General features: G+C 48.9%; 9 protein-coding genes and 1 pseudogene. All 10 read left to right on the top strand.

All coding sequences use genetic code 11. The annotated features are described in order from the left end of the window. Positions 1 to 183 precede the first annotated feature (183 nt). A complete protein-coding gene (locus Xbed_RS05160; RefSeq protein ID WP_086111865.1) occupies positions 184 to 471 on the top strand; it encodes a hypothetical protein in 288 nt (95 codons plus the stop codon). After that, positions 464 to 2,086 carry an AMP-binding protein gene (locus Xbed_RS05155; RefSeq protein WP_086111864.1) on the top strand — a complete coding sequence of 541 codons (1,623 nt, stop codon included), beginning with the start codon at positions 464 to 466 and terminating at the stop codon, positions 2,084 to 2,086. Before Xbed_RS05160 ends, Xbed_RS05155 begins: the two co-directional genes overlap by 8 nt. Beyond that, positions 2,083 to 2,868: a thioesterase II family protein gene (locus Xbed_RS05150; RefSeq protein ID WP_086111863.1), complete on the top strand. Its 786-nt coding sequence runs from the start codon at positions 2,083 to 2,085 to the stop codon at positions 2,866 to 2,868. Before Xbed_RS05155 ends, Xbed_RS05150 begins: the two co-directional genes overlap by 4 nt. 13 nt (positions 2,869 to 2,881) lie before the next feature. Then, on the top strand, positions 2,882 to 3,928 hold the full coding sequence (locus Xbed_RS05145) for a pyridoxal-phosphate dependent enzyme (protein ID WP_086111862.1): 1,047 nt from the start codon (positions 2,882 to 2,884) through the stop codon (positions 3,926 to 3,928). Positions 3,929 to 3,938: 10 nt separating this feature from the next. Continuing rightward, positions 3,939 to 4,490, top strand: coding sequence for an allene oxide cyclase barrel-like domain-containing protein (locus tag Xbed_RS05140; protein ID WP_208612199.1), 552 nt, complete (start codon positions 3,939 to 3,941; stop codon positions 4,488 to 4,490). Positions 4,491 to 4,502: 12 nt separating this feature from the next. Beyond that, the gene (locus Xbed_RS05135; protein ID WP_086111860.1) at positions 4,503 to 7,391 is read left to right on the top strand and encodes a type I polyketide synthase; all 2,889 of its coding nucleotides are present in this window, start codon (positions 4,503 to 4,505) and stop codon (positions 7,389 to 7,391) included. A gap of 17 nt (positions 7,392 to 7,408) precedes the next feature. Then, positions 7,409 to 8,416 carry a Glu/Leu/Phe/Val dehydrogenase dimerization domain-containing protein gene (locus Xbed_RS05130; RefSeq protein WP_086111859.1) on the top strand — a complete coding sequence of 336 codons (1,008 nt, stop codon included), beginning with the start codon at positions 7,409 to 7,411 and terminating at the stop codon, positions 8,414 to 8,416. Between the two features lie 200 nt (positions 8,417 to 8,616). Further along, positions 8,617 to 9,798, top strand: coding sequence for an ABC transporter substrate-binding protein (locus Xbed_RS05125; protein WP_208612198.1), 1,182 nt, complete (start codon positions 8,617 to 8,619; stop codon positions 9,796 to 9,798). A gap of 69 nt (positions 9,799 to 9,867) precedes the next feature. Beyond that, positions 9,868 to 11,166 (top strand): FAD-dependent oxidoreductase, encoded by a 1,299-nt coding sequence (locus tag Xbed_RS05120; protein WP_208612197.1) that lies wholly within the window; start codon positions 9,868 to 9,870, stop codon positions 11,164 to 11,166. Between the two features lie 343 nt (positions 11,167 to 11,509). Continuing rightward, positions 11,510 to 12,394: pseudogene (locus Xbed_RS05115) on the top strand (IS982 family transposase). Positions 12,395 to 12,524: the final 130 nt, after the last annotated feature.

The raw sequence follows: 12,524 nt of genomic DNA, 5'->3' as shown, positions 1-12,524 counted from the left end.
GGGTGTAGAAGCGCTAACGTAAGCATTATCAGTTGTGTTGGTAAGCTGTACAGGTGGCCACTTACTCATCTTTTAGTAATAAATATTTTCTTCACTAAAAGCATATTGACTGACCGACGGTCTAGTGATAATAATAATCATTCCCATATTAATAAAAATAAAGTTACAATAAAGGCGAAGAGCATGAACACAAAACGCATTATTGCCTTGCTAGCAACAGTAGGCTTACCGGACGATCTGCTCAAGTCTGCTGGCGATGACTGGCGGCTTCGTGATGACCTGAGTCTCAGTTCTGCCGAGACATTACACCTGCAAATCTTACTGGAGGATCTTAGATGTACCGGATTCTCGCTATGGGACACACACGATCACTCTCTGGAAGAGTTGGAACAGTTAATTGATGCAGTGCCTGAGATTCTGGCTTTGGATAATGTGTCCACAATCAATAACAGCGAGGGGTACAATGGATGACTTTTCTATTTGCCTGAACCAGCAACTCGCCAACGCATTGCAAACAGGAGGCAGCGCACCTGCTCTAGTCTCCGCAGGTGAAGTTATTTCATACCAACAATTAATGTCACTTGTCTTCAGTACTGCGGCAAGGCTTCGGGCCATACAGATCAAAAAAGGAGATCGTATTGCTTTCCAACTGCCCAATTGTGCCGAGGGTGTCGTACTGATGCTTGCCACACTGATCACAGGTGCAGTTCCAGTTCCAATCCTTCCCGCCTACCGAGAGCGGGAGTTGCGACATATTCTGAAGAAAACTCGTCCAACTATTGTTGCGGTGACCAAGGGAAACCAGCGATTCAGCGCACTTCGTGTTGTTGATGATTTGCTTCGCGAGGAGAACTTACCCGCCACGTTCAGGTTAGTTGATGACACATCAGAAACACCATCTTCAGACTGGAACAACCTCAGGGAATTCTGCTCTTCGAATGCCAGCATTGTGCATCTGGATGATCACAGCGTAACTGAAATGTATGCCGAAGATACAGCGATGATGTTGTTGTCCAGCGGCACGACAGGGCTGCCTAAACCTATCGCCCGGTTAAACGGGGGCTACAGCTACATGATCACAGAGGGTTGTAAAGTGTTTGAACTGAGCCGTGATTCTGTCTATCTCGCGGTCCTGCCCATCTCTCATGGTTTTGTGATTAATTGCCCCGGCATCCTCGGTACCCTGAGTTCGGGCGGGTGCGTGGTTCTGGCTCAAGATACATCGGCCCAAACGGCCCTGAAACTCGTCGTAAATTACGGCATTACCCACACTACTCTGGTTCCAGCGTTACTGAATCAATGGCTCGAACGTATTGATGATCTGCAAATTGAGACGAACACACTCCGGCTTATCCAAGTGGGAGGGGCTCGGCTGTCCACAGATCTCGCCAAGCGGGCGGAATCGAGGCTTGGTATGCATATTCAGCAATGCTATGGAATGAGTGAGGGCCTACTTTGTTTTACCCATAGCACGGATAACGCAGAGATTCGCCACAATTCGCAGGGGAGGCCGCTATCAAACCGGGATGAAGTCTTGATCGTCGATGAAATAGGTACGCCGTTGCCCTGCGGTAGATCGGGTGAGTTAGTTACACGCGGACCCTACACAATAACAACGTATTTCAATGATCCAGAAGCCTCCGCGTGGTCGTTCACTCCTGCCGGATATTACCGTACAGGAGATCTTGCCCACCTCGATACGGCCGGAAATGTATATATTGATGGACGGGTTAGGGACGCTATCAATCGAGGTGGGGAAAAGTTCAGTCCCGAAGAGATTGAAGAACTAAGCAAGGGACATTCCGTAGTTAAGGATGCTGCGTGCATCGGTATTCCGGATAATCGCTTTGGAGAAGTAGCCTGCCTGTTCCTAGCTCTTACTGAAGGCGAGCAAATTTCTCTCCCAGCAATTCGACAATACCTCGAAAAAGCCGGAGTTGCTCAGTTCAAGTTACCGGAAAAACTCCTTTTTATCAATGAGATTCCTCGAAAGGGCATCGGAAAAGTTGACCGTGTGTTGCTGCGCACCAAAGCGTACAACGCAATCCTTTCCACCGAATCAGGAAAGCAGGTAGGTCAAGTATGAAGCATTTTGAGACCCTTAACGAAAGTGCTGTCAGGCTCAGTATGACTTCCACTGCACCAGTTAGGCATCAACTGGTGATATTTCCCCATGCTGGAGGAAGCGTCGATTTCTACCGCTCTTGGCGAGATTATCTACCACCGGATGTGGATCTGCTTGTTATGCAATACCCACAAGTGCCTCAGGATGAAGCTATCACTGACTGGAATGACCCACATGCTGCAATTAGGCGTTGTACCAGAAGTCTGTTCAATCTTTTGGGTATTGCACCCATCACGCTCTTTGGCCACAGCATGGGAGCACTTCTGGCACTGCACGTTGCGAGTGCCATGACAGAATCAAGATTTCGTATTGAACAACTCATCGTCTCGTCCCAGCATACACCTTCCTCCTTACAGAAGCTTTTGAAAACCGATAACGACGTCGATTGCCTCAAAAACAGAGCCTTGGTACTTGGTGAAGTCGCAGGCATGAATACGCTTGACGAGACTACCCAGAACTTCCTCGGGATGCTGATACATCAGGATCTCGTACTACTGCGACAACTTGCGGTTCTTCCGGTGGGTGAATTACCAACGACACGTATTTTTGGCGGTGAAGAAGACCCGATGATTGGGCTATCAAATCTCAAAAAGTGGGGTTGTTTTTTGTCGCGGAATGCAACCCCGGAAACTTTCCCAGGCGGTCACTTTTACTTTTGTGGTCAAGTTCAATCCGTGCTTGACGCCATCCTACGCCAAGGTCGGATGAGCCCCACATCATCGACAACAAATACTAATATGTAACAGGAGTTTCATCATGGATTTTTCCCTGTTCAACGCGCAAACAGTCGCTCCCTCTACTGATAAAGCGCTACAAATCTTTCCTCAACTCAGACAGTACAGCGAGGCATTGGGTAATACTCCACTCATTGAGGTTCCTGGGCCTCGGAATGGTGCTCGGATACTGGCGAAACTGGAATCAAGAAATCCTTCGGGTTCGATCAAGGATCGCGTCGCATTTGGTCTTTTCTGTGATGCTGTCAACAATCATGACTTCGATAGCGCTCCTCTCAGGTTACTCGACTCATCGGGTGGCAATATGGCTAGAGCTCTCGCACACCTAGGACATCTGTGCAATATTCCTGTACATGTCGTCATTCCGGATTCAGCGTCGGATGAATTGCTACAATCATTAAGCAGCAGCAAGGCAATTGTCACGAAAGTCGATCGAAAACATTTCCTTCTCGGCATCATCGCGAGAAGTCAACAAATCGCACGTGAAGAACCTGGCTGGACACTCCTGTCTCAGCATCTGAATCTTGTCAACACGGCAGTGCATCAGTATCACACTGGCGCTGAAATATGTCGTCAGCTTGACGGAAGCCATGCCGATGCCTGGATCTCTGCAGTAGGCACAGGAGGGACCCTTGCCGGAGTGTACGCGGCACTTTCGCAGCAGAATCCCCAATTGCACGTGGTCGGATGTACCCCTAGTGAAATGCCATTCGGCACTATGGAACCACCAAACGACCTATCTCGATTTGCCGGCGCAGGTGGATTTGGTTTTGGCTTCAAGCAGCCCTTTGTCTCGTTAATTCCTTCGTCTGTCACTTTCCAGAGCGTATCAAACGATAAATCGCTGAAAGCGATGTATCGATTCTTCGAAGAAACCGGCATTCCTATTGGTGGATCGGCAGCAGCTAATTGGGTGGTTGCATATAATGTCGCCGCCAAGTTTGGCAAGGATGCCACTGTTGTGACGGTATTTGCTGACGCAGGAAGCAATACTGATCGGGAGCGAGGCCGACAGTTACTGAACAGTGAACGAAAAGTCAATGGGAGCATATCGAATGCCAATAGCTAAGAACGATATGATGTCAGGCCTTGTCCGACTTGCCAATCTCGCGAGAACCGAGCTGGAAACGTCCGGTGCACCTGAAAAAGCCCGAGAAGCCATAGCCAGACGCATTGGCCATGACAAAGCTGTCATCATCTCGATGCTTGAGCTGAGTGACATCAAATTCCAAGCGAAGGCTGATGATCGCCCAAGTGTAGGAGATGTTAACTCACATACCGACCGATGGATTGACGACGACGGTAACGAAGTTGGGATCATATGTGGTGAAGGTTGGAAGATAGCCCGTTTTGGTGAGGATATCCTTTCCTATTACAGGGAAACGGCAGAGACGAAACTAGGCCGAATCGAAATTTCAGGCATCTGGAATTCCTCTGCTATCTGGCAGAAGCAGTGGCAGTCATTGTTCGCCACTGGGGTCTCAGGCGAAGTAGCTGGCATGTTCGGTGTTCGCCAGCTTTTTCAGGAAGTTCCTCGCCAACGCTACCGTGCGTTTGTGCTACTGATTCCACTCGAAACTGCAGATGAATCATTACAGAATCTCATCCGCTGCGGCTATGTGACTGAGTAAGGTGGAGATGCTATGAATATCCAGCCTTTCAGCCGCGATATTGCCATTATTGGAATGGCTTGCAAATTTCCCGGTGCCAGTGATCCGGAAGAATACTGGCATAACTTGGTCAATGGTGTCGAATCGATCGTGGAACTCGACCACGCCCCCGTTGACAAGCAGACGATCCCGTTCGCGGCGCCGTTGAATGGCGACATTTTATCCTTCGATGCGGCTTTTTTCGGCGTGGGACCCCGGGATGCAGCACTAATGGACCCTCAACACCGCTTGTTTCTCGAGTGTGCCTGGCATGCGCTGGAACATGCCGGCATCCAGCCAGGACGGCTAGAAGATATGGGCCTTTTCGCCGGATGCAGTAGTTCTGCATATCTGCCGCAACTGCTCAGTTCGGAACTCATGGAGAAGTTTAAACCCTCCAATTTTGACCTACAGATTACGAACGACAAGGATTATCTCGTTACCCGTACAGCCTGGCACCTTGGTATTGAAGGCCCAGTGCTTAGCGTGCAGGCGGCCTGTGCAACATCGTTGGTCGCCGTCGCCGAAGCGGTGGAAGCACTTCGCGCTGGTCGTTGTCGCTTAGCAATGGCTGGTGGTTGTACCGTACGATTTCCTCAACACATCCCGTACCAAGCGCAGCAGGGAATGATTTACTCCCGAAACGGTCATTGTATGCCATTCGCCAGAGATGCAAGTGGTACGGTTTTTGGGAGTGGAGTTGCGGTAGTTGTACTGAAACCGCTTGTGTCGGCACTGACTGATGGCGACAACATTCTGGCGGTAATTAAAGGCTGTGCTGTCAACAATGATGGTGCCCGCAAAGTTGGCTTTACTACCACTAGTGCTGATGGACAGCGTCGACTTGTCGATCTCGCTCTGAAGGATGCTGTACTTACCCCAGCAGATATACGGGCGATAGAAACCCATGGGACTGGCACGATTGCTGGTGATCCCATCGAGTTCAATGCGTTAAACACCTTGTTTTCGAAAGCAGAGGTCGCTCCTAGCCGATGCGCGCTCGGAGCGGTCAAGGCTAATGTTGGACATCTCGAAACCTGCGCAGGCATGGCAGGGCTGATCAAAGCAGTCCTTGAGATCCAGCATGGCTGGATAGCACCTCAAATCCATATCGAAGAAGTCAACCCATCCATCAGCATTGACGCAAGCCCCTTTTATTTCCCGCTGTCTGCTGAATCCTGGGACAAATCTGATTCACGAACCGCAATTGGAATAAGTGCATTTGGTATAGGTGGTACCAATGCCCATATCGTACTTGCTCGTCCGTACACCCCGGATTACGGAACACAGCAGTTACCAAGCGTTTATCCTGCGGCTATTCCGATATCGGGAAAAAGCGAAGCAGCCTGCTACCGACTGATGCAGGCGTATCGGAAGGATTGCACCGAAAGTGCTACTGATGCCCTTGCCTGGAGTTCACAGACCACCCGACGTGCTCAGCGTTATCGCACAATCCTGTTGCCCGATGCTCAGGGCATTCTCCAGACGTTCGGTGACATCTCAGATGGAGGACAACATCGCCCACATATCGTCTTCCAGTTTCCGGGACAAGGGAGCCAGTTTATCGGCATGGCGACAGATCTTGCTAAAACCAATCGCCATTTCGCCTCCCTCCTGAACGGAATAATTGATCTGTTGCGTGAGTCAACAAACACTGACATCTCATTCCTGTTGCATGGCAATCGACCTTCTTCAAGGCTAACAGATACTTCGGTAGCCCAGCCTGCCCTGATCGCTGTCCAGATTGCGATGGCGCGGTTTCTCATGCAACACGGCATCATGCCCGACATGGTAATTGGTCATAGCCTGGGAGAAATTGCGGCAGCCTGCGTGGCAGGCGTATTCAGCGAAAAACAGGCACTCCGATTTGCTGCCCAGCGAGGACAACTGATGGCGGCACTGCCATTTGGATCCATGCTCGCAGTAGCCCTGAGCGAAACATCATGCATTCCATGGCTGTCGAACGATGTTTCGCTGGCCGCCATCAACGGAGTGGAAGCGAGTGTACTTTCCGGAACCTCGAATTCTATCCGACGCGTGCAGGCCGCTTTATTTGACAAGGGGATCCGCTCCCGTGAACTGACCGTATCGCACGCGTTTCATTCCTCAATGATGGACCCGATTCTTCAGGATCTGAAACTGGCTGCTCCTGTTCCATCGAACCAGAATTCACACATCAAGTTCTGTTCAACACTGCTGGGTTCTGTACTGAACTCGACAACACAACTTGACTCGGCCTACTGGGCACGGCATGCCCGAGAACCCGTACGGTTTCTCGATGCACTGGATTCGTTACCCGTTCGTGAAAGAACCGTATTTGTCGAAGTAGGTCCGGGTACGACACTCACCGCATTGACGAAAGCGCGACGGCCAAAAGATTTTGCCATCCGTACGATGTGTGGTGAACGAGATGAATCACCGGAACACGAAGTCTGGCACATGGCACTGCAACGACTGTGGCTATCTGGTGTGACCCCTGATTGGCGGCCATCATGGGACAAACCTGGCTCTCGAATTCCATTACCTCTTTACCCTTTTGACAGGCAGCACCATGGTATAGCCTCCGGTAGTGACAATTACACCCGTCTTCAGACTGACGATGTACCACTTCATCGTGCATCGAAGCACGTATATGAAACTCTGGAAGCAGCTGTAACTGGCCTCTGGGAGATGGCCATAGGGGTTTCGCCTTCCAACCCCCATCGCTCATTCAGTGATGATGGTGGCGACTCACTTGCGGCTATTCAACTGGTCGTGCTCGCAGATACAGAACTGGGTATCAAGGTGAATATATCGGACTTCATGCGCGAACCCACTCCCAATGGCCTGTATACCTGCCTTACTGCAGCCGGGGCTACAAATACTATTCGGAAAAAACAATAAAAGAAGGACATTTGACCATGCCCATAGTTAACCACCCTGAATTCGGTGAATACGAAATTGAAACCATCGTCGTGGACGACCAAAGTTCATTTACCATTGCATGCTCCCCACGCAGACATACGTTGCCCAGTAACGGTGGAATTCGATGGTATCAGTATGATTCTCTATCCAAACAAAAAGATGAAGCTATTATGCTTGCCCATGCTATGGATCTGAAGCATAACCTTTACCAGACAGGCTTCAGTGGCGGAAAGATTGTTGTCAACAGCAAGGTGGGACCTGATGAGGCACCACACGTTTTTGATGCAATCGCGCAGGTACTTAATCGTTATGCCGGAACAATGTATACCGGCTGCGATATCAACACGAATAGTGATCATATGGCATATCTCAGAAAATCCACCCCCTGGATCCTTGATGCTCTAGAAAGCGCACAAGTCAATACCTCAATCTCAACAGGATACGGAGTCTGGAGCTCTCTGTATTCAGTGATAAAATCCTTGCCTGAAGACAATATCACTCCACTGGTAGCGATTCACGGCATGGGAAAGGTGGGGAGGGAAGTGGCTCGGCAGTGTCTTGCGCACGGCTATGACGTGATCGGATTTGATGTACGGCCAGATACAGACATTCCGGAACAAGTACACATGCTGGACGAAGACGAGTTCTGGTCCGTTGAAACTGATGCTCTATGTATTGCATCCCTCTCTGGGATTCTGGATATTCCCACCGTAGATAGGATTAGTACACGATGGGTCATCAGTAGTTCAAACTCACCATTCAAAAGTCCTGAAGCCCAGAAGCGTCTGAGTACAAAAGGTATCAACTACCTACCCGATTACGTCAGCAACGCGGGAGCGGTCATCTGCGACAGCATCGAGCGAACATTTCCTGAATTTTTCCAGACGTTAACTCAGGATCAAGCCAATGAATATGCCTCGATCCTCATAGGGACTAGAACCGAAGAGTTACTCAGACGTTCACAACTACTCGGCTGCGATATTTATACACTTCTGTCGCAGTAAAGCATATCAGTTGGATCCCGTTGGAAGGTAGGGTGTGAGCATCACACGATACTGCTTTGCCTCGATACCCTTCCTTTCGTTTGTTCCTATTCGTGTCCAGGCATGATGTGGGTGGGATGGATCTGTCTGCTGTCCTGAACAAATGGCGTCTTGGAGCGGTCCGAGGACACAATTGTACACATAACAAGTGGGAGTACCAATTGACTGATATTTTCCTAACACGCCGAACTATGCTACGCGGCATGCTTGCGGCAACATTTTTCACTCTTCTCACATATAATCGTGCGTTCGCGAGCGTGAGCATATCGATCACGGATCTGGCAGGCCGTACTGTGACGCTACCTCGCCCCGTACGCCGCCTGTTGGTAGGAGATGGTGCACTAGCCTATGTATTACCCTTACTAAAACCCAATGCCCCGTTCGGCAATGTTGTCGGTTGGGGAGAAAACTTTCGCCTCGCTGATCTTAATGGGTACGATGCCTACCTGAAGCGCTTTCCCGGGATTGCAACGATCCCGACATTTCCGGCTACAACCACGGATGCCATTAACGCGGAGCTAGCCATTTCTTTGGCTCCAGATTTGGTGCTGATGAATCTCAGTTCTCTTCCAGTCGCGCAATCGTCTGGTTTGATAGAGCGTCTTGAGCGAGCCGGTATTCCTCTTATTTTTGTCGACTTCCGTACACACATGTTTGCGAACGCTACTCGCAGCATGCAATTGATCGGTGAGCTGCTGGGGTGCCAAGAGCGTACAAACGCCTTTCTTCAATTTCGCGAAGAACAGATCGCCCGCGTGGAGCAACGATTACAGAATGTCAGCCATCGCCCTCTCGTAGTGATAGAACGAGCTGCAGGTATGTATGAAGATTGCTGCATGAGTTACGGCCCCGGCAACTTAGGTGAGATGGTAAACATGGCCGGTGGGAAAAACCTGGGTTCCACTTTTATTCCTAGCAACTTTGGAACTCTTCACCCCGAACAGATCATCACGTCAGATCCAGACGTTGTAATTGTGACAGGTGCCAACTGGTCCCTTTATGCACCAACCGGGGACTGGGTCAATCTGGGTCCCGGAGCAGATCCTGTTGAGGGACAGAACCGCCTTCAACGTCTGATGACACGGCCTGCATATCGGACATTACGTGCTGTTCATACTGGACAGGTGTATGCGATCTGGCATGCATTCTATGACAACCCGTACAACTTTATCGCACTTCAACGTATTGCGAAATGGCTGCATCCGACGCGTTTCGCAGACCTGGATCCGGAAGAGACTTTCCAAGAACTGCACAAACGCTTTCTGCCGATTCCTTACCAGCCAGGTTACTGGCTTAACTTAAATACAACAGCATCAGCAACAAAAAGCACCGTGACAGAATGACTGACCCTCAACATCGATTTCGTAAAATTATCAGTGACATACCAAAAGATATGAGCTTAAAAGGAGAATATGATGCAATCAGTCAACCCTAGGGATGACTTTGATATGGTTATAATTGGTGGTGGGATCATCGGACTCGCCAGTGCCTATTACGCCACATTCAGAGGGCTTCGCACTCTGATCATTGACCAGTACGGAATACATAACGATGTCAACAGTTCCAAAGGCATCGAAAGAATGTTTCGACTGATGCAGGATAACGAATCCGAAGCGCACCTAGCTGAGACCTCATTGGCCCTCTGGATGGAATTGCAGCTGGCAACCGGCAAACAACTACTTGCGATGGACGACCTGATCTTTTTCGGACATCGGGACGCTCCCATGACGACCGAGGGTAACGTCCAGCAAATCAAGAAAACTATGGATCGTATGGGAATGCCCTATGAGTATCTTGATTCACCTGACGCCATTCACCGACGCTTTCCGGTGTTCAATCGTGCAGCCCTAGCTGACGATTACGTCGGACTTGTGCAGGCTGCCAGCGCATCCATCAACGTACAAGGCGCTGCAAAAGCATTCTTTTATGCAGCCAAGCAAACAGGGCACCTCCACGTTCTGGATAAACATGCAGTAATAGGTATTGATTTCCACAGAAACCCACTGACAAGTCATCGCTATACCCTTCATATACAAGGAGAAGACAAAGCGATCAGTGTACATGGGAAGTACCTGATTGCGTGTCCGGGTGTGTGGGCCGATTCAGTTCTTACTCCTCTGGGGTTGCAACAGACGCGAAACTGGAAAATCTGGCAGATGAACTATGCCTACTGGCCGTTAAAGAAACATCGTCCTAGGATTCCCGTCTGGTTTGAGTTTGGCAACATTGATGCAAGTGACAACGGTACGTTCTACGGTTTTCCTCCATTGAACTTCTCACCAGAGATGCAGAACATGGTGAAGATGAGTGCGGACTATACCTACGATATCTTTGACGCGCCGTCGGCAATCCGTCCAGGCGTGAATGACCGCCTGATGGAGGAGCTCTCGCAACATCTTGGGCATCTTCTCGACGCCGAAATCATTGATGCCACAAACTTCGAACGTGTGGGAACCTGCCTCTATTCCATGAGTCCGGACGGTAAGCTTGTCATAGGTCGTATTCCGACCGAACCATGCTCCCAGTCATTCTATCCAGGCGCGTCGATGTGTATTATGGAGTCCGGTCGTGCCTTCAAGTACGCACCTTTATTCGGTCGAGTGTTGGTTGAATTGGCACTTGAAGGAAAGTCTCGTTACCAGTCAGACTTGGAAATATTTTCACCCATCCGGAAAGGGTTGTTTGAAACTCCAAACCAAAGTCGTAGCTGAATAAGACACAGTTCACCAGACCTGTTGCTTTAATTGTGTCTGTGAAAATCTGCCATATATTCTGAAACATATTTGGCAGTCAGATCAAACGCAAGCGCCCGGCAAACCACACCTACCTAAGCTTGATCCTTTCATTACACTGGCTCCACTTCTTTTTATTACCGTGGAGTCCCTATGGGGATCACCCCAGATAGAAAATCCACATCCGTTTACCCTCATATTAAAATGAATTCCAACTGAATTTTATTAGATAACCTGAGATTCGTTTAAGAAGGGAACTAAAGTGCCTGAGGCACGAACAAAGTTTTTGTCAAAGAAAACAAAATTATGGAGACCCTCAGGCATGTCTAATTTAGAAGAACTTTACTGCTGCGTCGATGACTTTTGCCAAAAATTTATCCCTCTCTGGCATCAACAGCTCATCGAATGAGGATTACTCAAACGGCATCTCGAAGCGTCCCTTTCTCTCAGTGAAGTCATGACGATCCTCATTTTATTCCACATGAGCCATTATCGTAATTTTAAAATGTTTTATATTAAACATGTAAAACGATACCTTAAAACCGATTTCCCCGGGTTGATCAGCTATACCCGAATACTCACCCTAAAGAAAAGGGCGCTGATCCCTTTATGCGCTTTTCTTTCGTCACGCAAGGCTAAAACCCAAGGGATCGCTTTTATTGATTCCACCAAAATTGCCGTTTGTCACAATCTTCGTATTCCCCGCCATCAGGTATTTGAGGCGGCTGCACAACGAGGAAAAACCAGTACGGGCTGGTTTTATGGCTTTAAACTTCATCGGGTTATCAATGATTGTGGTGAACTTTTGGCCGTGAAATTAACCGCAAGAAATAAGGATGATCGTCATCCTGTCAAAACGCTGGCAAAAGGGTTAACGGGATGTTTATATGGCGATAAAGGCTATTTATCACAGGCTTTATGCGATGAGTTGGAAGCAGAAGGGATCACGTTAACCACAAATGTCCGTAGTAATATGAAAGCAAAAGCGTTATCCCTTTGGGATAAGTTGATGTTACGAAGGCGATTTCTGATAGAGACGGTCATTGATCAGCTCAAAAATATTTCTCAGATAGAGCATTCAAGGCATCATAGTCAGCTCGGTTTTCTGCTGGAAATCGCTGCTGGTCTAATTGCTTATACATTCCAACCTAAAAAGCCGAGCTTGAATTTACGGGAGACTGATATTGCTATTCTTAAACGAAGCTGAGGTTAGGTACAATATAATGGTTTTCCTACTCAACCCGAATACCGCTTAAGCCGTTGCTGGAAAATCTTCGTCTGAGTAGAAAATTTTCAGTGACGGCTTTTTCCATTTAAGGCAGTAAGCAATCAGTCCA

Origin of the sequence: Xenorhabdus beddingii (assembly GCF_002127545.1) — a bacterium.
In the GTDB taxonomy this organism is placed as follows: Bacteria; Pseudomonadota; Gammaproteobacteria; order Enterobacterales; family Enterobacteriaceae; genus Xenorhabdus; species Xenorhabdus beddingii.
This window is presented reverse-complemented; position numbering and strand designations above follow the sequence as displayed.